Raw genomic sequence first — 20964 nt, forward strand, 5'->3', positions numbered from 1 at the left:
GCTTTGTGGTGGCATCCATCAGGCCGAGGTCAGAACGGTCGGTGGGAAACTCGGTTCCGCCGAATTACCGACCGACGGCCGTGTAGGAGAAGCCGGCCTCCTCGACCAGATCGCGCGGGTACAGGTTGCGCAGATCGATCATCACCGGTGTCTTCAGCAGCGACTTGATGCGCGCCAGATCGAGCGCGCGGAAGGCGTCCCACTCGGTGATGAACACCAGCGCATCGGCGCCGGCCATCGTGTCATAGGCATTGCCGAAATAGGTGACGTCGCGCAGCACCAGCTTGGCCTGCTCCATGCCCTCGGGATCATGGGCGTGGATCTCGGCGCCCGCGTCCTGCAGCGTCTCGATGATCGCGATGGCGGGCGAATCGCGCATGTCGTCCGTATTCTGCTTGAAGGTGAGGCCGAGCACGGCGATGGTCTTGCCACGCACTTCCCCGCCCATCGCCTGAATGACCTTGCGCCCCATGGCGCGCTTGCGCGAATCATTCACGGCGACGACCGTTTCGACGATCCGCTGCGGCGCTTCATAATCCTGCGCGGTCTTCAACAGGGCAAGGGTGTCCTTGGGGAAGCAGGAGCCGCCAAAGCCGGGGCCGGGGTGAAGGAACTTGGCGCCGATGCGATTATCCAGACCAATGCCCCGCGCGACTTCATGCACGTCCGCGCCCACCTTCTCACACAGATCGGCGATCTCGTTGATGAAGGTGATCTTGGTCGCAAGAAAGGCGTTCCCGGCATATTTGGTCAGCTCGGCACCGCGCCGGCTCATCTCGATCACCGGTGAGCGGCCGATGACGAGCGGGCGATAGATCTGCCGCATCACGTCCAGGGCCCGGCGATCATCGCCGCCGATCACGACGCGGTCGGGGCGCTTGAAGTCATCGATTGCCGCGCCTTCGCGCAGGAACTCCGGGTTGGAGATTACGGCAAAATCGGCGTCGGGGTTGGTCTCCCGGATGATCCGCTCGACCTCGTCGCCGGTGCCGACAGGCACGGTGGACTTGTCGACCACCACGGTGAAGCGCTTGAGGAACGGCGCGATTTCCGCGGCCGCGCCGTACACATAGCTCAGGTCCGCATGGCCGTCGCCGCGCCGCGAGGGTGTGCCAACGGCGATGAAGATCGCGTCGGGGTCGGCGAGGGCGTCTGCCGCTTGCGTCGTAAAGGACAGCCGGCCGGCCGCGACATTGCTGGCGACGAGATGATCGAGGCCGGGCTCGAAGATCGGGATGCGGCCTTCCTGGAGGGCGGTGATCTTCGCCTCGTCCTTGTCGAAACAGATGACGTCATGGCCGAAATCCGCGAAGCACGCGCCAGAGACGAGGCCCACATACCCCGAGCCGATCATTGTAATTCTCACAGGAACACGCCCTTTTTGCCGTAATCACGGTGGATGCGCCGGCGGCGGGAAGCCGCCAACAGGCGCAAGGCCTATTTAAAACTGGGCTTCAACACCAGCCAAACATAGGCCACCACGCCGACCAGCAGCAAAATCCCGGCAGCATGCATGACCATGCTGTCATGCTCGATCGCATAATTGCCGGCCTGGTTGGCAATGGCGCAGCCAAGCGCCGGCGGCAGATAGTCGATCATCCGATCTGGTGGATTTTCCATCGAGGAACGCTGGAGGAACAGCACGATGATGCCAGCAAATATCGCCAGAGAGAGCCAGTCATAAACTGTTTCCATGCAGTCTTCTCCCGTCAGGCGGCACAATTTTGATCGCAGGATCGATCGGTTCGAAACCGCTAATTTTTCTGAAATGAAAACGCAAAGCGATTCACGATCTTTTCGTCCTATGGCTGCATAATCCCCCCATGCCAAAATGGTTCAGGCTCGGGACCGGCCGAAAATGGTCGCCTTGCATTGTAGAAGTGATGCGTTACCTCGGAGCGCCCGTCCGGGCACAGGCATGGAGTGTTGCTATTGCGTAAGGGAATCATTCTGGCAGGCGGATCGGGGACGAGGCTTTATCCGCTGACCAAGGCCGTCTCCAAGCAGCTCATGCCGGTCTACGACAAGCCGATGATCTATTATCCGCTCTCGGTGCTGATCATGGCGGGCATCCGGGAGATCATGATCATCACCACGCCGCATGATCAGGCGGCATTCCAGGCCTTGCTGGGCGACGGGAGCGCACTGGGTCTCGACCTGCATTATGCCGTGCAGCCGGAGCCCCGTGGTCTGGCGCAGGCTTATCATATCGGTGCGGATTTCATCGGCACGGACCCCTCCGCGCTGATCCTCGGCGACAACATCTTCTATGGCCACGGGCTCACCGAGCTATTGCAGGCCGCCAATGCGCGCGATCAGGGCGCGACGGTGTTCGGCTATAATGTCAGCGACCCCACAGCCTATGGCGTCGTCTCCTTCGATGCCGACGGGAAGGCGCAGACGATCGAGGAAAAGCCCGCGCAGCCCAAATCCAATTATGCCGTGACCGGTCTTTATTTCTACGACGGGAAGGCGGTGGAGCGCGCGGCCGGGCTGGCGCCTTCAGCCCGGGGCGAGCTGGAGATCACCGATCTTAATCGCGTCTATCTGGAAGCCGGCGAGCTGAATGTCGAGCTGATGGGGCGCGGCTATGCCTGGCTCGACACCGGCACGCATGGCTCGCTGATCGACGCGGCTAATTATGTGCGGATTACCGAGGAGCGTCAGGGCCTTAAAATCTGCTGCCCGGAAGAACTGTGCTGGCGCATGGGCTTTATCGATGATGCGCAACTGCTTGAGATCGCCGAGCCGCTGCGCAAGTCCGGCTATGGCGAGTATCTCCTCAAGCTGCTGGACGGCAAAGCCTGATGAACCTCATTGAAACGGCCATTGATGGCGTCTTCATCATCGAGCCGAAGGTTTTCGGCGACGAGCGCGGCTTCTTTCTGGAAAGCTGGAACGCGCGGGCGTTCAAGGATGCCGGGCTCGAGATCGACTTCGTGCAGGACAATCACAGCCGCTCCTCGCGCGGGGTCCTGCGCGGGCTGCACTATCAGCAGCCTGGCCCGCAAGGGAAGCTGGTGCGGGTCACGGCGGGCGCGGTCTTCGATGTCGCTGTGGATATGCGCCGGTCCTCGCCCACCTTCGGCAAATCGGTGGGCGTCGAACTGAGCGCGGCCAACAAGCGGATGCTCTGGGTGCCCGAAGGCATGGCGCACGGGTTCCTGTGCCTGGAGGATGGCACGGACTTTCTCTACAAATGCCGCGGCTTTTACGATCCCAGCCATGAGCACAGTCTGCTCTGGAACGATCCGGCGCTCGGCATCGACTGGCCATTGGGGGACATCGTGCCGCAGCTTTCAGCCAAGGATATGGCGGGCAAGCCGCTGGCGGATGCGGTAATTTTTCCGTGAAGGTCATCATCACGGGGGCCGGCGGTCAGCTCGGCCAGGCGCTGCAGCGATGCGCGCCCGAGGATGCGGACATTGTCGCGCTGGATCGGGCCGCGCTCGATATCGGGGACGAGGCGGCTGTTTCGGCGTGCGTCGCCGAGGTCCAACCCGCGCTTATTCTCAACGCGGCCGCTTATACCGCCGTGGACAAGGCAGAGAGCGAACGCGATCTTGCCTGGCGCATCAATGCCGACGGGCCGGGCAATCTGGCGCGCGCGGCAGCGTCAAGCGGCGCGGCCCTCGCGCATGTCTCGACCGATTTCGTGTTCGACGGCACACAGGGCACGCCCTATCGGCCGGACAGCCCCGTCGCCCCGCTGGGTGTCTATGGCGCCAGCAAACGGGCGGGGGAGGAAGCCGTGCTTGCGGCGTGTCCGCACGCCCTCATCGTGCGGACGGCCTGGGTCTATGGCGACACCGGCCCTAATTTCGTGCGGACGATGCTGCGCCTGATGGCGGAGCGGGACGAGGTCCGTGTGGTCGCCGATCAGATCGGCACGCCGACTTATGCCGCCGGGTTGGCCGACGTCCTCTGGCGATTGCAAACCGTCCGGGCAAGCGGCCTCCATCACTGGACCGACAGCGGTGCGGCGAGCTGGTATGATTTTGCCGTGGCGATTCAAGAGGAAGCGGTCGCGCTTGGCCTGCTGAACCCGGCCGTTCCGATCGTGCCGATCCGCACCAGCGATTATCCTACGCCAGCGCAAAGGCCCTCTTATTCGGTTCTGGACAAGAGCAGCACCGTTGCGCACATCGGCGCACCCGCGCCGCATTGGCGCGTCCATCTTCGTGACATGCTCGGAGTGATCAAGGCGAATGGCTAATCTGCTCGTCACCGGCGGTGCCGGCTTCATCGGCGCGAACTTCGTGCATTATTGGCGCACCCATCATGCCAGCGACGTTGTCACGGTTCTGGATGCGCTCACTTACGCGGGCAATCCAGCCAATCTCGATGGCCTGAGCGATGTCGAACTGGTGGTGGGCGATATCTGCGATACGCCGCTGGTCGAGGATCTGCTGGCCCGCAAGCAGATCGACACCATCGTCCACTTCGCCGCCGAGAGCCATGTCGATCGCTCGATCACCGGGCCGGACGCCTTTGTGACGACCAATGTCATCGGCACGCACAGCCTGCTCAAGGCTGCGCGCAAGCTGTGGCTTGATACCGGCACGGGCCGTCCGCACCGCTTCCATCATGTCTCGACCGATGAGGTGTATGGCTCGCTCGGGCCAAACGATCCGGCGTTCAGCGAAACCACCGCTTATGCGCCCAACTCGCCCTATTCGGCAAGCAAGGCGGGTTCGGATCATCTGGTGCGGGCCTATCACCACACTTATGGCCTTGAGGTCACGACGAGCAATTGCTCGAACAATTATGGCCCTTATCAGTTTCCCGAGAAACTGATCCCGCTGTTCCTGCTCAACTGCCTCTATGGTCGTAATCTTCCGATCTACGGCGACGGCATGAATGTGCGCGACTGGCTGCATGTCGAGGACCATTGCCACGGCATCGAGAAGGTTCTCCAGGTCGGGCGACCGGGCGAGACTTACAATATTGGCGGCGGTCAGGAACTGCCCAATCTCACCGTTATCGAGGAGATTTGCGCGACGGTGGATCGCGCCTTCGCTGCCGATCCGCAACTTGCCCAGCGCTTCCCCGACGCGCCCGCCGCGCGGGGACAGGCGTCCGAGACGCTGAAGACCTTCGTCACCGATCGCGCTGGGCACGACCGGCGCTACGCGATTGACGAAACCAAGGCGCGCTCGGAACTGGGCTATGCGCCACGCCGCACCTTCAGTGAAGGCTTCGCGCAGACGCTGGACTGGTATCTTCGCAATGAGCGGTGGTGGCGGCCGTTGCTTGAGAAGGCCGCTGCTGGCCAGTGACGGGGGGCGGATCTCGGATCCGCGCGACCCTTCGGATCGCTGAGCCCTCTCTCAGCTTCGACCAGGCAGCACGCTGCCAAGTCTGCGCATCCCTCTCCCTCAGAAGGAGAGGGTCGGAGTGCAGCGCTATCGGCCTTTGATCGAACTCATGACGTCGGCCTGACGCCCGACGAGCCGGCCCACCACCCTCGTCACCCCGGGCTTGACCCGGGCCCCGCTAGGCTTCTTGCGGGGGAGGGAGTTTCAACCAAACCATGCATTCGAGCGCCGGAATGTAATTGAGCATTAGGAAGCTGGACCCCGGGTCAAGCCCGGGGTGACGGTGGGGAACTGGGGGCACTCTAGCCCCTTTAGCGAGGACAGTCCTTCCAGTGCGACCAGTCAGGCAGCGCGGGATGCGTGAACCTGCCTCGCCGTTCAGTCTTCCTTGCTGAAGTAATCCGTATATTTGCCGTAACCGCCGTAGGAATAGCCATAGGGGTCGGTCACGCCGCCATCGTAGCGGTTGAGGACGGAACCGAGGCAATCGGCGGGGTCGAGCAGGCGGATCGAATCGGTGACCTGCTTCTGGTTGGTCCGGCCCTGTTCGATCACCATCAGATAAGCATCGACATGGCCGGCGATCACCATGGCGTCGTCATTGGCGAAGACGGGTGGCATGTCGAAGAGGATGATCGTATCGTCATCCAGCGTGCGCAGGGCTTTGACGAACCGGTCGAAGCGGTCGCCGGCGAGCAGCGGCATGCTGTCGAGATCGTTCGAATAGCAGGGGTAGAGCGTGAGGTTGGTGCCTTCGACATGGCGGCCGATCTTGCGCAGATCGTCGGTTTCGCCGGCGAGGAAGCGCTCCAGGCCGACTTCGCCCACCAAGCCGAAATTCTGCGCGAGCGAGGCCCGGCGAATGTCGAGGTCGAACACGACGACCTGCTTGCCGGGCAGGCGGCTCAGCGTGGCGGCAAGATTGGCGGTCAGGAACGACTTGCCGGCACCGGGAGCCGGGGAGGTGACCCCGATGATCCGGTGCCCGCCCGCTGCCATCCGCTTGACCACCTGCGAGCGCAGCAGGCTGAACGGGCGCGAGGCAAGGTGCCGGTTGCTGAACGCCACGACATGCTGGGCTTCGAGAAGCTTCGGGTCGGGTGTAAACAGCGCCGTCTCATTGGGCGCGGGAATGCGGAAAGGGGCGCCCTGCAGGGCCGATGGCGCAAGCTGATCAGACAATGCTCAAACTCCTTGGATACAGTGCGCGCGGATCAGTCGTCGTCATCATCGTCATCGGGCTTCGTGCGGCCCTTGCGCCCGCCAAAGGGCCACAGGCGCTTCAAACCGCGCTGCTGCTGCTCGGCCCGCGACATGATCGTGGGAATGACCACCAGCGGCAACGCACCGGTCGCTTGCAGGACGGCGTCAGCGCCACGGATCGGCCGCGTGAGCATTTCGATCAGGAAGATCAGGCCAAAGCCGAGACCCAGGCCTGCGAAGGCGCCGAGCAAGATGATCTTCGGGCGATTGGGCGAATAGGGATCGTCCGGCACCACCGGCGGGTCGATCACGGAAAGACGCTCGCCCTGCTGCTCGTCCTCGGCACGCTTGCCAGCCTTGGCGTTCATCAGCTGGTTGGAGACCTTCTGATATTGCTCGTTGAGACCCGTCATGCGCTGCTGCAGCTGCGCCAGTTCCTGCTGCACCACCGGCGCGCGGATCTGGGCGCTCAGAATGGAGGCGCTGCGGCCTTCTTCGGCGGCACGCGCCGATTCAAGGCGGGAAATCTCGCGATTATTGGCGGCGATCTGCGCGGAAATAGCGGAAGTCGGGATGCGCGACTGATTGGATTTCGCTAGCTCCCGCGCCTCGGCGAGCCGCTGCTTGGCCAGAACCACGTCCGGATGCTGCTCGGTGTAACGCGCCCGGGCGGTGGCCACAGCGGCTTCCGCTTCGGCGATCACCGGATCGCGGTCAGCCGCGCTCTGCGTGAGTTCACGCTGCGCCTGCAATTGCGCATTGGCGGACTGAAGCGCGGCAATGCGGCTGTCGATGCCGATGGTGCCGCCGCCGGTCGTCGCCATGGTGCTGCTGGCCAGCGTCAGGCCATTCTTCAGCTGGATGTCGGCGATCTGCTTATCCAGCGCGGCGATCTGCGTCTGCAGATCGGCCTGCTGGTCGGTGAGGAATTGAATGGTGTTCACCGACTGCGCGGCCGAGGTGCTGGCGTCCAGCTGCAGCACCTGGTCGGTCAGCGCCTGGGCGACGGCCTGGGCCTTCACCGGGTCGGAATAGTTGAAGCTCATCGAGAAGGCGATGGTGCTGCGCCGCCCGCCATTGGCGGCCTGGATGTCCGCTGTGACAGGCTCGATGGCAATCGCTTCGCGCATCGTGGTGATGACTTCGGAGAGCGACTGGGTCCGCAGTTCGGTCTGGTACAGTCCGTTTCTTTGGATGAGTTCCACCAACTGCGGACGGCTGAGGACCTGCTGGCGAATGCGCGCCATGCGCTGGTCGACGACGCTCGTGCCGTCTGCGCTGCGGGGATCGCCCGCCACATCCTCGGGAAGAAGCGAGGCCTCGACCAGCAGAACCGCCTTGGACTGGTACTGCACCGGCAGAAGGAATGCCGTGGCGATGCCGGCCAGGAGCAGCAGAAGGGCGGGCACGATGACCAGCCATTTGCGCTGCATGAGGATCGTCGGGATATGCGGCAGGAACGATGCCCCACCGGACTCCTCAGCCGTGTCGTAATTGGCGTGGACGTTGTTCATCAGTTCTGACCGAGCCTGTACCGCAATCCAACGAGTCCGTGGATGTTTGCGTTGCGTGAGACGAGCGAGCTATATGTGTCACTATAGGTTACCGAAATGACAGCAGACAGCCGAGGACGCAGCAAACGCTCGTAACCGACGCTCGCTCGCGCATAATCGCTGTCATTGCCGCCGGTTCCAACGAGGCTGCTCGACCGGGAATAAGAGGCGCTGGCGTTAAAGCTGCTACGCTGATCGATCTTGTAATTATACAGCGCGCCGATGGCGGTGACTCGCGAGGAGCCAGCGATTGACGAGGGGGAAACCCCGTGCGAGCCCGTGAGGCAGAAGCTGGTGCGATCCCCTTCACGGCACAGATCGGCCGAAGCGTAGAAGGACGTGTTGTTGATCGACACGGCGGGGAATTGCGTCTCGCTGAAGGTCAAGCCCGCCGCGAGTTTCAGGCTCAGCCGGGGCGCCAGCCGCGTGTTGAGCTGTGCGGTCGGTGTATATTGGGTCGTCTTACCGAAGGCGGGATCGAGATAGTCGCTGCGAGCCGCATTGAAGCCCACACCCACAGAGGTGTTTGCGCCGATTGCGCGCATGTAGGTCAAGCCGCCGCCGTAGGTGTCATATTCCTTGGAGAGGCCCATATTGTCCGGGAACCGCACGCGCGTGCCGTTGGCTGACACGTTGAGCGTGTCGCGGGGCGAGAGGGTGAAGCCAAGGCCAAGCTGGCCGGAGAACACGTCGGACCGCTGGCGATAGTTCACGCTGCCGCTCGGATCGACGATGATCGGGGCGCCAGGATCGACCGGCCCGCCCACGATCGGATCGTAGACCGGGTACAGGCCGTTGCGCACATAGCTGGAGTAGGAAAGACCTGCAGTCAGCGAGGTCAACGGGCTGATCTGGCGGCTGATGTTGCCGGAAAGGCCGTAATCGGTGGTGCCGTCGTAGAGCCGCGAATATTCCGTATGCGTCACCGATCCCCGCAACTGGGTCGTGCCCGTCGGCGAATTGATCGTGACGGTGGGAGCGAAGCTGCCGGCCAGCGTGGCGGCGGCGCTATCGCCGCCCACCGTGCCATAGGGATTGCTAGCGACACCGCCGGTGACGCCGAGATCCGCGCCAATGCGGGTGTCAGCCTGCGCGGCGCTGCCGAGCATGAGGGCGGCGATGGCTGCCGAGCCGATCAGCTTCGTCTTATTCATGGAACGATCACCGTGTCGCCGGTCTGGATCTGGGGAATGGCGCGGGCGGCCTCTTCGGAAAGATTGCCCTTCATCGCGCCGCCGAGCCGGAAGCGCAGCGCGGACAGCTCATTGCCGTTCTTGCGGATGATGGTGACGTTATCGAGATTGGCGAACTCATCCGGTCCACCGGCCATGGCGATGGCCTCGACCAGGTTCACATAGCGACCCGGGGTGAACGAGCTGGGGCCGCGGACCCGGCCCACCACAGAGAAGGTAAAGCCCGAGGGCGTTTCTACCGAGACGGTCACCTGCGGGGGCTCGCCGCGATATTGGCTGGCCAATCCGTTCGAGATCGCAGTCTGGACCTGCTCGGGCAGCATGCCCTGCGCGACGATGCGGCCGACCAGCGGGAAGGAGAAGCTGCCATCCGGAAGCACGCGGATCGAGCGCTGCAGACGCTCCTCGCCCCACACATAAACTTCGATCTGGTCGCCGGGGTTAATTGTATAGGGCCGGGCGACCTGATTGGATGCACCGCCTGCCGCAGTGGCGTTCTGCTGTGCCATCGCTGGCAGCGTTGCGACGGCGGCAAGAAGGCCCGCCATGGACCATGAAATTACGGGAAACCGCACGGTTGAGGATCCTTCTACTTGGCCGGGAATGCAGGCTTCATATACCAAAACCCTATGCCGTCACTACGTAAAAGCTGGGTTAATGATGTGGGGGCAATGGTTACTTTCGTTGCTTGCTGGGGTTAAGCCCTGTAACGCGACGCGGGTTGGGCGATATTCACGACAGGGCGATATGACCGGGTTTGGCAGGCTGACTTTCGCTCATGGCAGCGCCGCCCGTTTCGGCGGTGGAATGCCGAAGGCCTCGGGCAGAGGCCCATCGTCGAACGCTTTGGCAGCTTTGCTGATCCTCGCGGCCCTGGGCGGCTGCAAGAGCCCGAGTGAACAGGCCGCCGAGCGCGCACAGGCGGCGGAAGCGCTGCTGCAGGCGGGTGACCTCGCCGGTGCGCAGCGGGCGATTGGCGAGGCGATCCGTCTGCGGGAAGATGGACCCAATTTCCAGCAATTGGCTGGCATGATTGCCTTGCAGTCGGGCGATCCTGCGGGGGCCTATCGGGCGTTCCAGAGGGCGCTGGAGTTCGATGCCACGAACCGCCTGGCCCTCGCCTATGTGGCGAATCTCGGCGTTCAGCTCGGGCAGATCGCAGATGCCGAAGCGGCAGCGGACCGACTGTTGACGCTGGAACCCGATGCCATGCCCGCGCTCCAGACGAAGGGCATGATCGCCCTGGCCCGCGAGCAACTGGACGATGCGATGTCCTATGCGGACCGGATTCTGGCGCGCTCGGCGACGGATGAGGCCGGTGTTATCGTGAAGGCGCGGGTGCTGGCGCGGCGCGGGCAGGCGGAAGAGGCCATCGCCCTGATCGACAACGCGTTGCGTGTCTCCGGCGATTCCTCGGCGCTGTTGACCAACAAGGTCAATCTGTACCGCTATCTGGGCAAGCCCGAGCCGATGGCTGAGGCGCTGGGCCGGCTGGTCGCGACCGGCAATGCCGGGACGGCCATGAAGCTGGACCGCATCAATCTGCTCTACAAGATGGGCCGGCTGCCGCAGGCCCGCGAGGCTAGCCTGGCGCTGCTCCGCGAGGGTTTGCGAGAGCCGTCGGATTATGAGGTGCTCACCCGCATCTGGTGGGAGTTCGACCCCACGTCGCTGTCGCCCGAGGTCGCGCGCGGGCCGACGGATTGGCGCGACCCGCTCGCCGTCCTGACGGTTTCGCGCTATCTGCTGGCGCGCGGAAATCGCGAGACGGCCAATCTGCTTTTGAATTCCGTGCCGGATGGGCGCGCCAAGGATTTGATCGCACCGCTCAAGCTGCGCCTGCTCATGGAAACCGGTAAGGATAAGGGAGTCGAGGGGCAGGTCGAATCGCTGCTCAAGCAGGATCCCGAGAATGTCGACGCGCTGCTGCTGCGCGCGCACTATGCCGCGAAAAGAGGCGACGCACGCGCTGCGCTGGAAGCGGCGCAGCTGGCGCTGGCGAACGATCCGCGCAATCCCGACGCCTATCAGGCCGTGGCGCAGCTTTATCGGGCGCGCGGCGAGAACTGGCGTGCCCGCCAGATCTACGAAGAGGGATTGAAGCAGATTCCCCAGAATTTTCCTCTGGTGCAATCTTATATGCAATATCTTCATGAATCGGGGGATAGGGCGCGGAGTATGTCGGTCGCGCGCAATTTTGCCCGGGCTTTGCCGTCGTCGGAAAAGGCGTGGAGCCTGCTCGTGGCGCAATGCGCGGCCATACAAGATGGGACCTGCGCGAGCGTGGCTCAGAATGGATTGGACAATGCCCGGACAGCCTATCTCGTGGATGATCCCCCAGGCAAACCGGCCGATCGCGGCCTGTTTGGTCGCTTTTGACACCGTTTTGTAATTCGGCGAACCATGATCAGCTTTCAGCGTCCTGCGCGTAACAAATATGTCCGCTTCACGTCCAACGTGTTGCGCTCGGGCGGTATCATTAATGATAGCCTGTGCTTCCTGCTGTCCTATCTGATCACGGTCGCCTTTTATCGCAGTTTCCTGGGCTATTATCTGGACGCACGCCTCCATTCGACCGTCGTGGTCGTCATGGCGATCAACTTTTTCCTGATCCGGATATCCCGGGACGCCTATTCCGGTTTCCGGGGGCAGGGCGATGATCTTGGTGGCAGCACATTCCTCGACTTCCTCGTGGCTTTGACGCTGACCGGATTCATCCTCGTCCAGTTTGGCAAAGGCGGCGATCTGTCGCTCCGCTTCGCGCTCGTCTTCTCGCTGGTCTGCCTCATCTTTCTGGTGTTTTCGCGCCTACTGTTCCGGCAGCTCGTTCGCGTCGCGATGAAGCACAAGATCATCGGGCAGCGCGTGGCGATCTATGGCGCGGACCGGGAGGTGACGAGCCGGCTGCTGGAACTGCTGGAGATCGAGCGGCTGCCCCATATCAACATCGTGGGTTTTGCGGACGACCGGCGCTCTCGAGTCGAGACGGGCATGATCGGGCGGTTTCCGTATCTCGGGGGGTTCGACGAGATGCTGGGCCTCGCGCAGCAGGGGATGCTGGACCAGGTGATCGTGGCGCTGCCTCTGGTGCGACAGGAGCGCCTCAACCAGATCATCGAGCAGCTCAGTGCCGGCGCGATCGACATTTGCATCATGCCGCGCGAGTTCCTGGTGCTGCGGGATCGGTACAGCGTCAATTATATCGGCTCCCTGCCGGTGCTCAGCGTGTGGCAACTGCCGATGCGAGACTTCGACGGTGTTCTGAAGGAGATCCAGGATCGCCTTCTTGCGCTCATCGGCGTGATCGTTCTGGCGCCGCTGCTCATCCTCACCGCGCTCGCCATCCGGCTGGAGAGCAAGGGGCCGATCCTGTTCCGCCAGAAGCGCCTCGGCTTCAACAATCTGGAAATCGAGGTTCTCAAGTTCCGGTCGATGTATACCGATCGTCAGGATGTCAGTGGTGGCGAACGGACGCGCAAGGGCGATCCGCGGATCACCCGGGTGGGGCGCATCATTCGTCGCACCAGCATCGACGAACTGCCGCAGTTGTGGAATGTGCTCAGGGGTGAGATGTCTCTGGTCGGGCCGCGGCCCCACGCCTTGGCGATGCGCGTGGGCGATGCCTATTATCACGACGCGGTTCGTGGATATGCTGCCCGGCATCGCGTGAAGCCCGGGATCACGGGCCTGGCGCAGGTGAGGGGCTTGCGCGGAGAGATCGATACGATCGAGAGAGCCAAGAAACGTGTCGAATATGACATCTATTATATCGAGAATTGGTCGCCCTTGCTTGATCTGCGGATCATCCTCGAGACTGTCGTGCGCCTGATCTGGGACAAACATGCCTACTGAGGCTGTCCGCCAGCGTGAAGGGTCGTGCGAGCGGGCTGCCATGGCCGGAGCGTTGATGAGCGCGCTCAACTGCATCGCGCGGAGGGGATGAAGCGATGCAGGCGTTGATCGCACAGGGCGTTCTTATCCTCTGGCCGCTGGTGGCTCTGGTCCTTTACATGACCATGGCGGCCGGACGGGCTACGATCTGGACGTTGCTCGCGGGCTATCTGCTGCTGCCGCGCGGGGTTGCGTTCGACCTTCCGGGCATTCCGGCCTTCGACAAGTCCACCATCCCGAGCCTCGCAGCGTTCGTGCTCGCGCTAGCCACCGCGCGGAGGGGTGAGTTCAAATGGCCGCGCAGCAAGGCGCTGAACTTGCTGATGCTGGGCTTCGTCCTCACGCCCTTTGCCACGGCTCTGACCAACCGCGATTTCTACATGATCGGGAGCATGGCCTTCCCGGCGCTCGGTTTTAGAGAAGGCCTGTCCATGTCGGTCGGCCACGTGATCACGCTGGCGCCGTTCGTGCTCGGCGCCGGTCTGCTCGGCAATGAGCGTGGCCATCGGCAGATCCTGCTCGCGCTAGTGATCGGCGCGCTAGCCTATTCCATCCCAATCATGCTCGAAGTCAGGCTCAGTCCGTTTTTGCAGCGATGGGTCTATGGCATCGAAGACGCCGAATATTTCCTGCAGCAGATGCGGTTCGGCGGCTTTCGCTCGATGGTGTTCCTCGGCCATGGCCTGCTGGTGTCCACGCTGCTCGGCATGGCACTTCTGGCCGCACTCGGCCTGATGAAGATGCGAATGAAGTTGTTCGGACTCCCGATGTCCCTCATCGCGGCTTATCTGGCGGGCATCCTGATCCTGAACAAATCCGTCGGCGCAGTCGTCCTGGTCGCCCTGCTGGCCCCGATGTTGCTGCTGCTCAAGCGGCGCATGTTCCTGATCGCAATCGCCGGGTTGGCCATGATGGTCGTGACCTATCCCGCCCTGCGCGGCGCCAATCTGCTGCCGTTGCAGGATATTGTGGAAGCCGCCGGCTCGTTGAGTGCCGAGCGGGCGGACTCCTTCGATTTTCGACTGAGGAATGAAGAACTGTTGCTCGACAGAGCGGAGCAGCGGCCATTGTTCGGATGGGGGACATTTGGTCGAAATCGTGTGATCGTGGTCGCGCATTGGGGCGGCACGCTCGATGTCGCGGTGACCGATGGCACATGGATCATCGTCATCGGCATGCTGGGCTGGGTCGGCTATGTGCTATTCTTCGGTTTGCTGTCCTATCCCTTCTGGCGCGCTTTCCGTTTGCGCCGCAGCGCGGTGCCGACAGCTAGCCTCGCACTGGTGGCGGTCCACATGTATAATGTGCTCGACTTGATCCCGAATTCATCCATCCAGCCGATTACGTGGCTGGTCGCGGGAGCGATTGCCGGACTGCGCTTGGACTCGGGGCTCCGGAGAGGCCAGCGCGATGCCCAGCCAGTGGACGGGCCATCCCGTGACATCCACCCGCCATCAAAGGCGTCGTCGCGAGCGTAGCAACATGGTGTGCCGCTGATCGCCGCAGATGGAAACCTGTTGGTAGCTTTGCTCTTGGCAAAACCGAAAGATCGGTCAACCGGCGTACAACGGCGGGCTGCAGATAATCTACAGAGCAATATATAAGCGGATCGGTAACGCGATGCGTTCAGCGGGGTGGTAAGCAGGAATTTAACCACACTTGGCAATCGAAGCTTTTTGGCTCTCTCCTAGGTTCGCTTCGGGACGCAATGAATCCCTACGGGGTTGGCAGGAAGTTGAAGCGTATGAACCGGGTGCGTAAGACGAAACTCAGGTTGATCGGTGCGATGGCACTGAGTTCGACAGTGATGATGGGCACGGCGGCAGTGGCTGCCAGCACGGCCAGCGCGTTTCTTCTCTATACGGCGTCAATCAAACTGAAAGGCCTCAATCTGGTGAAATGGGCCGATGTTCTCTCGGTTCTGACCCTTGCGTCACTCCCGTCGACGTCCTCGGGCACCAAGCCGTCGGGTTCATCGACCACGACGATTTCTACACCGGGTTCCGCGACCACTGTTGGAAGCGGGTCGGCAGCGACTGGCGTGCCGGCCATGAAGCTCGGGTTGAACCTGACCGCTCCCACCACGTGGATTGGAAACAGGTCTTTCCTGAACCTTCTAAGCGGCTGGCGTCTCAGCAATGCACAGGGCGGATGGTCTGACATGCCCGAGGACCGTCTGGACGCCAACAAACGGCTTGTCGATCTGCGATCGGGTGAATCGGGCATTCGCCAAATGGCTCTGCCCACGCGCAGCCTGTGGGGTGAGAGTGTCGATATCATCTGTCGGTGGCAGGGTACGGGAAGTGTCAGCGTCGGTGGTACGCCTGCAAAGAATACCCGAATATCGGGAAAAACTTTGACATTCACATTCGTGCCTCAGGGCGGAGCTTCAGCCTGGCTTCGTATCGCAAGTACAAGCCCGTCGGATCCTGTTCGGAACGCAGACTGTCGTGAAGTCGACGCCGATCCGAATGCGACGTTCGACCCGACTTATCTTGCCGAGGTGAAGCGCTACGGCGTCCTGCGGTTCATGAAATGGTCCTACGGGGGCGTCGAGGGCAATCTTCCCGTGCGTTGGGAGACCCGAGCAAAGCAGGGCGACGAAATCGTTGCCGGTCCGGACGGCGTGGCGCTGGAATATATGATCCAGTTGGCCAATGAATTAAAGGCCGATCCTTGGTTCTGCGTTCCCTGGAATGCCGACGACGAGTATGTGCGCAAGTTCGCGGAGCTCGTGCGCACACGGTTGGACCCGTCTCTCAAAGCCTATGTTGAGGTATCCAACGAGGTCTGGAATTACGTTTATCCCGTGACGACGCAGGCTTTGAAAGAAGGTAAGGCGGCCGGTCTCTCCTCGAACGACCATATGGCGATGCTGTCTCGTTATTCGCAGAAGACTGGACAAGTGATGGACATCTGGTCCTCCGTTTTTGCCGGCCAGATGCAACGGATCGTTCGTGTTGCGGCAGTTCAGACGGGCGCCTGGAATGCGGACTTTGTTCTAAGTTTTGGCGACACTGCAAAGAAGGTGGATGCTGTTGCCATCGCGCCCTATTTTGCAGCGAACCTGTCTGCGAATGCGCTTGATACCTCGGCAGGTGTCGATGCTGCCTTTGCCGGTCTGGCCAATGACGTGAATGACCGCATCGCCGAATCCAAGAAGGTCAAGGACGTTGCTACCAAATTCGGTTTGCGAACGATCACTTATGAGGCGGGCCAGCACGTGCTGGGATCGGCGCCGCTGGACAAAATGATCGCCCTGCAACGGGACGCGCGCATGACCAAGCTCTACACGACCTATCTCACCAAATGGCGTGACGAGGTCGGAGACCTCATGGTGATGTTCGCCGATTATGGAGGCGGCAGCCAATGGGGGAGCTGGGGCCAGCGGGATTATGTGGGCCAGCCTTTGAGTGAGGCGAATAAGGAAAGAGCTGTGGAGCTGTTCCGCCAGTCCTACATCACACGCTGATCAGGATAGATTAGATGGGACGGGTCGCGCTGAGCGCGGCCCGTTCTCTTGTCTGACGGATTAACTTTACCGGTCAACTTGCGGGATCGCGGCCTCAACGAGAACGCGGCCCTCTCTGCGTGGGTCATAGCCGCCGTCAACCACGCCATTGCGGATGATGACGGCATGAACACCGCTGTCTTCACCTTGTCCGGGTCGCAGGTCGATGCCGCGGGCCTTCAGGCCTGCCAGCGTGTCCGGCGAGAACTTGCTCACTTCACCCTGAAAGGCAGAGCCACGTGCGATGAGGTTGGGGAGGGCGAGGGCTTCCTGCATGGGGAGACCCCAATCCACTGCAGCGACCAGCGACTTGCCGACATAAGCGAGAATGGCGTTGCCGCCGGCTGAGCCAATGGCGCCTGCAAAGTGGCCCGCGCGATCGATCATCACCAGCGGGATCATCGAGGAACGCGGGCGCTTGCCCGGCGCCACCGCATTGGCGGCAGGCCTTCCATCCGCATCCTGCGGCGTGAAGGAAAAATCGGTCAGCTGATTATTGAGAAAGAAGCCATCGACCATGCGGCCCGTGCCGAAGATGGATTCGACGGTCGTCGTGATCGAGACAACATTGCCGCGCGCGTCGCCCACGATGAAATGGGAGGTGCCGCCGGGCTCATGGGTATCGTCGATGCCGGCGATCTGCGCACCGGGCGGCACGCCGGCCGAGGGCGGCGGCCCCGCGGTAGCGCCGATCAGCTTTGCCCGGCTGTCGACATAGGCGCTATCGAGGAGCCCGGCGACGGGAACGGCAGTGAACGCCGGATCGCCGACATAACGGTCGCGATCGGCGTACATCAGCCGGCTCGCCTCGGCGAACAGGAACCATGCCTGCGGGTCGGCTGGCCCGCGCTTGTCGATGTCGGTGCGTTCCAACAGGGAGAGCAATTGCAGGAAGGCGACGCCGCTTGACGGCGGCGGCGGTACGCACACGACGTAGACCCGGTAGGGATTGCACACAGCCTCACGCTTGATCGGACGGTAGGCCGCCAGATCAGCCAGCGTCATGCTGCTGCCGAGGGGGCCGGCAGCGACTCGCGTCACGATCCGTTGCGCGGTATCGCCGGCATACAGCGCGGATGGCCCTTGCGCGGCGAGCCGTTGCAGAAATTCGGCATAAGCGGGATTGGCGAGCTGATCGCCGGCCTTCTTGATCGATCCGTCCGGGGCAGAAAAATAACGCCGCGCATCGGCCACCTGCATCTGGGGAAAATTCCCTTCCAGGAACTTGGCCAGGCGCGGCGTGATGGTGAAGCCGGTGCGTGCCGTCCGCTCCGCATCGCCGAAGAGAGATTTCCAGGGCAGGCTGCCATGCTCGTCATGAGCCAGGGCCAGCATCCGCACCGCACCCGGCACGCCGGTTGCCCGGCCGCTCACCAGCGCGTCGCGGAAGGGGATGGGCTTGCCATCGGCACCGAGGAACATGTCCGGCGTGGCACCGGCGGGCGCGGTTTCCCGGCCGTCATAGACGACCACCTTGCCTGTGCCGCCATCGAAGAAGGTCATGAATGCGCCGCCGCCCATGCCCGAGCTCTGGGGTTCGACAAGCGAGAGCATCGCCTGCACGGCAATGGCCGCATCGACAGCGCTGCCGCCCTGGCGCAGGATCTTCATGCCGGCTTCCGCTGCCAGCGGGTTGGACGCCACGACGAAATTCTGGGCTACCGGCGAAGCAGGACGCGGCGCTGTGCTCGAGCGGGGCGGCGCAGTCGTCGCACAGGCCGTCAGGGCTAGCGCGGAAAGGAAGCCGATGGCGGCACGGAAATGGAACATATGGCAAGCCCGCTTGGTTGTAATCGATGACGCTGCGCTGCAGTCGCGGCACAGTGGGGCGCGCACGATCCCGAAGCAAGGGGATGATGTGCGTATCTTGCCGGCGCTGCCGCCCATGCACGATCGGGCGCGCGGGCAGGGTGGCCCTCGCGCAACGGCGCGCTATATGGGATGTAAAGGCGCTCGCTGTCGGAGCAGCCGGTTCAAGGAGAGCGTTGCTTGCAGGCCCTCGAATATTTTCCAAGCCTGACCGCCATGTTTTTCACGCGCGCCATGGAGCGCGGCGAGCGGCCGTTCCTGTGGGCCAAGCAGGGCGAGCAATGGCAGCCGATCAGCTGGATGGAGACCGCCCGCCGGGTTGCTTCAATGGCAAAGGCGCTCAAGGCGCTGGGCGTCGCGCCGGGCGACCGGGTGATGCTGGTCTGTGAGAACCGACCGGAATTCTGCATTGCCGATTTGGCGATCATGGCGGCGGGCGCCATCACCGTGCCCACCTACACCACCAACACCACGCGCGATCATGAGCACATCATCGGCAATAGCGGCGCGCGGGCGGTGATCTTCTCGACCGCGAAAATCGGCGCTGCCCTGCTGCCCGCCGTCGTGCGCTCGCGGATCGAATTCGCGATCAGCATCGAGCCGATCAAGTCGATGCAGAACTCGGCTGTGCAGATCTGCGACTGGGCGACGCTCATCGCCGAGCATCCGGCCGATCCTGTCGCCTGCGCCGCCGAGCAGACGGCCACGCGCGATGATATCGCCTGCCTGATCTACACCAGCGGAACCGGCGGGGCGCCGCGCGGGGTGATCCAGCATCACGGTGCGATCCTTTGCAATGTGGAGGGCTGTGTCGACATCATTGCCGGTGATTTCGGCTGGGACGACGAGGTGTTCCTCTCGTTCCTGCCGATCAGCCATGCCTATGAGCATTCGGGCGGGCAGTTCCTGCCGATCGGGTTGGGCGGGCAGATCTATTATGCCGAGAGCCTGGAAAAGCTGGCCAGCAATATTGCCGAAACCCGACCGACCATCATGGTGGTCGTGCCGCGCTTGTTCGAGCTGCTGAAAACCCGCGTCACAAAGGCGGTGGAGAAGCAGGGCAAGGTGCCCGCGCTGCTGCTGGAGCAGACGCTGCGGCTGGGCGCCAAGCGGGCGGAAAGGGGCGGCACGCTGCCCCTGTGGGACAAGCCACTCGAGGCCGTGCTCAACCGGACGATCAATCCTAAAATCCAGGCCCGGTTCGGCGGCAGGATGAAGGCGCTCGTTTCCGGCGGTGCGCCGCTCAATCCGGAGGTGGGCACCTTTTTCCAGTCGTTCGGCCTCACCTTGCTGCAAGGCTATGGCCAGACGGAGTCAGGACCGGTGGTGAGCTGCAATCGCCCCTCGGTAGGGCTGCGGATGGACACGGTGGGGCCGCCGCTCAAGCATGTCGAGGTGCGCATTGCCGAGGATGGCGAAATCCTCGTGCGCGGCGAGCTGGTGATGAAGGGCTATTGGAACAACCCGGCGGAAACCGCGCGGGCGATCCAGGATGGCTGGCTGCACACCGGCGATATCGGGCGGTTCGATGAGGCCGGGCGGTTGATGATCACGGACCGCAAGAAGGACCTGATCGTCAATGACAAGGGCGACAATGTCGCACCGGCAAAGCTGGAGGGCATGCTGACCCTGCAGCCGGAAATCGGGCAGGTGATGGTGCATGGCGACCGGCGCCCGCACATCGTGGCGCTGATTGTGCCCGATCCGGACTGGCTCAAGACATGGGCACAAGCGCAGGGCAAGCAAGCCGATCTTGCAGCGCTGCGTGAGGACCCGGTGCTGCACGGGGCGATCAGGGCCGCGGTCGATCGCGTCAATATCGATCTGTCCGTGATCGAGAAGGTGCGGCGCTTTGCGTTGGCGGACGAGCCGTTCACGATCGACAACGAGATGCTGACGCCCAAGCAATCAATCCGCCGCCACGTGATCCGCGCACGCTATCAGGCGCGGCTGGACGCGCTTTACAAGGCGTGACGGCTGCCCGGCGTGTTACTTGCCGGGCGTGCGGTAGGGAATGAAATCGCCCAGCGCACAGCTGCCGGTCATCGCGCCCGAGGGCAGGTTCACCACGCGGGCGATGTCGCCCCGGCAATACTGCGATGAACTCATGCGGTTCATCACCAGCGTGTCGCCGCGCGAGATGCCGGTGCAGCTCCCCTGCAGGCGGTTGAGATAGAGCTGATCCTTGCTGACCACATAGACCAGCGTGTTATCGCCGATGGACCGCAGGCGGCTGCTGTCGAACGAGGTGACGCAGGAGACGGGCTCGCCCGCCGTCTTGCGCTCCAGCAGGCGCTCTAACTCCTGCGTTTCGCGTTCGCTGAGCCTCGGTTCGGGAGCGGGACCCGCCGTCGCGCAGGCGGCCAGCGGCAGGACCGCCAATGAGAGACACAATCTGTTCATCATCTCCGCTCCTCTCGCGTCCTTCTGTCTCGCGAAACTAGCAGATTTCCCGCTGTCTCGCATCTTGTATGACGGATACGAAT

17 protein-coding genes are annotated in these 20964 nt (G+C 62.7%); 9 read left to right on the forward strand and 8 right to left on the reverse strand.

Features of this window, described 5'->3' with window-relative positions:
- Positions 1 to 64 precede the first annotated feature (64 nt).
- Together M2334_RS04500 and M2334_RS04505 are read right to left on the reverse strand one after the other, a co-directional pair.
- Positions 65 to 1366 carry a UDP-glucose dehydrogenase family protein gene (locus M2334_RS04500; protein ID WP_181560424.1) on the reverse strand — a complete coding sequence of 434 codons (1302 nt, stop codon included), beginning with the start codon at positions 1364 to 1366 and terminating at the stop codon, positions 65 to 67.
- Between the two features lie 71 nt (positions 1367 to 1437).
- Positions 1438 to 1695, reverse strand: coding sequence for an XrtV sorting system accessory protein (locus tag M2334_RS04505; RefSeq protein ID WP_181560423.1), 258 nt, complete (start codon positions 1693 to 1695; stop codon positions 1438 to 1440).
- A 237-nt stretch (positions 1696 to 1932) separates the two neighbouring features.
- Between M2334_RS04505 and rfbA the strand changes: the two genes are divergently transcribed.
- The 4 genes from rfbA to rfbB are packed head-to-tail and all read left to right on the forward strand — an operon-like array spanning position 1933 to position 5279.
- Positions 1933 to 2808: a glucose-1-phosphate thymidylyltransferase RfbA gene (gene rfbA / locus M2334_RS04510; RefSeq protein WP_264593998.1), complete on the forward strand. Its 876-nt coding sequence runs from the start codon at positions 1933 to 1935 to the stop codon at positions 2806 to 2808.
- Entirely contained in the window at positions 2808 to 3353 is a 546-nt protein-coding gene (gene rfbC / locus M2334_RS04515) for a dTDP-4-dehydrorhamnose 3,5-epimerase (protein ID WP_264604877.1), read from the forward strand. Before rfbA ends, rfbC begins: the two co-directional genes overlap by 1 nt.
- Entirely contained in the window at positions 3350 to 4216 is an 867-nt protein-coding gene (gene rfbD / locus M2334_RS04520; RefSeq protein ID WP_264604878.1) for a dTDP-4-dehydrorhamnose reductase, read from the forward strand. Before rfbC ends, rfbD begins: the two co-directional genes overlap by 4 nt.
- Entirely contained in the window at positions 4209 to 5279 is a 1071-nt protein-coding gene (rfbB, locus tag M2334_RS04525) for a dTDP-glucose 4,6-dehydratase (RefSeq protein ID WP_264604879.1), read from the forward strand. The genes rfbD and rfbB overlap by 8 nt, the downstream gene beginning before the upstream one ends.
- A 417-nt stretch (positions 5280 to 5696) precedes the next feature.
- Here rfbB and M2334_RS04530 read toward each other — a convergent pair whose 3' ends face one another.
- The 4 genes from M2334_RS04530 to M2334_RS04545 are packed head-to-tail and all read right to left on the reverse strand — an operon-like array spanning position 5697 to position 9842.
- Positions 5697 to 6500 (reverse strand): CpsD/CapB family tyrosine-protein kinase, encoded by an 804-nt coding sequence (locus M2334_RS04530; protein WP_264604880.1) that lies wholly within the window; start codon positions 6498 to 6500, stop codon positions 5697 to 5699.
- A 32-nt stretch (positions 6501 to 6532) separates the two neighbouring features.
- Positions 6533 to 8035 carry a GumC family protein gene (locus M2334_RS04535; RefSeq protein WP_264571106.1) on the reverse strand — a complete coding sequence of 501 codons (1503 nt, stop codon included), beginning with the start codon at positions 8033 to 8035 and terminating at the stop codon, positions 6533 to 6535.
- Positions 8035 to 9228 carry a hypothetical protein gene (locus M2334_RS04540; protein WP_264604881.1) on the reverse strand — a complete coding sequence of 398 codons (1194 nt, stop codon included), beginning with the start codon at positions 9226 to 9228 and terminating at the stop codon, positions 8035 to 8037. Before M2334_RS04540 ends, M2334_RS04535 begins: the two co-directional genes overlap by 1 nt.
- Entirely contained in the window at positions 9225 to 9842 is a 618-nt protein-coding gene (locus M2334_RS04545) for a polysaccharide biosynthesis/export family protein (protein ID WP_264604882.1), read from the reverse strand. The genes M2334_RS04540 and M2334_RS04545 overlap by 4 nt, the downstream gene beginning before the upstream one ends.
- A 232-nt stretch (positions 9843 to 10074) precedes the next feature.
- Here M2334_RS04545 and M2334_RS04550 point away from each other — a divergent pair, with 232 nt between their 5' ends.
- The 4 genes from M2334_RS04550 (at position 10075) to M2334_RS04565 (ending at position 16630) form a co-directional block, all read left to right on the forward strand.
- Positions 10075 to 11646 (forward strand): tetratricopeptide repeat protein, encoded by a 1572-nt coding sequence (locus tag M2334_RS04550; RefSeq protein ID WP_264604883.1) that lies wholly within the window; start codon positions 10075 to 10077, stop codon positions 11644 to 11646.
- Between the two features lie 24 nt (positions 11647 to 11670).
- Entirely contained in the window at positions 11671 to 13119 is a 1449-nt protein-coding gene (locus M2334_RS04555) for an undecaprenyl-phosphate glucose phosphotransferase (protein ID WP_181560414.1), read from the forward strand.
- Between the two features lie 95 nt (positions 13120 to 13214).
- Positions 13215 to 14636 carry a hypothetical protein gene (locus tag M2334_RS04560; protein ID WP_264604884.1) on the forward strand — a complete coding sequence of 474 codons (1422 nt, stop codon included), beginning with the start codon at positions 13215 to 13217 and terminating at the stop codon, positions 14634 to 14636.
- 266 nt (positions 14637 to 14902) lie between these two features.
- Positions 14903 to 16630, forward strand: coding sequence for a hypothetical protein (locus tag M2334_RS04565; RefSeq protein WP_264604885.1), 1728 nt, complete (start codon positions 14903 to 14905; stop codon positions 16628 to 16630).
- A 66-nt stretch (positions 16631 to 16696) separates the two neighbouring features.
- Here the strand turns inward: M2334_RS04565 and ggt are convergent, their stop codons facing one another.
- On the reverse strand, positions 16697 to 18439 hold the full coding sequence (gene ggt, locus M2334_RS04570) for a gamma-glutamyltransferase (RefSeq protein ID WP_264604886.1): 1743 nt from the start codon (positions 18437 to 18439) through the stop codon (positions 16697 to 16699).
- Between the two features lie 219 nt (positions 18440 to 18658).
- Here ggt and M2334_RS04575 point away from each other — a divergent pair, with 219 nt between their 5' ends.
- Positions 18659 to 20452, forward strand: coding sequence for an AMP-dependent synthetase/ligase (locus tag M2334_RS04575; RefSeq protein ID WP_264604887.1), 1794 nt, complete (start codon positions 18659 to 18661; stop codon positions 20450 to 20452).
- Positions 20453 to 20467: 15 nt separating this feature from the next.
- Here the strand turns inward: M2334_RS04575 and M2334_RS04580 are convergent, their stop codons facing one another.
- The gene (locus tag M2334_RS04580; protein WP_264604888.1) at positions 20468 to 20881 is read right to left on the reverse strand and encodes a DUF6491 family protein; all 414 of its coding nucleotides are present in this window, start codon (positions 20879 to 20881) and stop codon (positions 20468 to 20470) included.
- Between the last annotated feature and the right edge of the window lie 83 nt (positions 20882 to 20964).

The organism is Sphingobium sp. B11D3D (assembly GCF_025961755.1).
GTDB lineage: Bacteria > Pseudomonadota > Alphaproteobacteria > Sphingomonadales > Sphingomonadaceae > Sphingobium.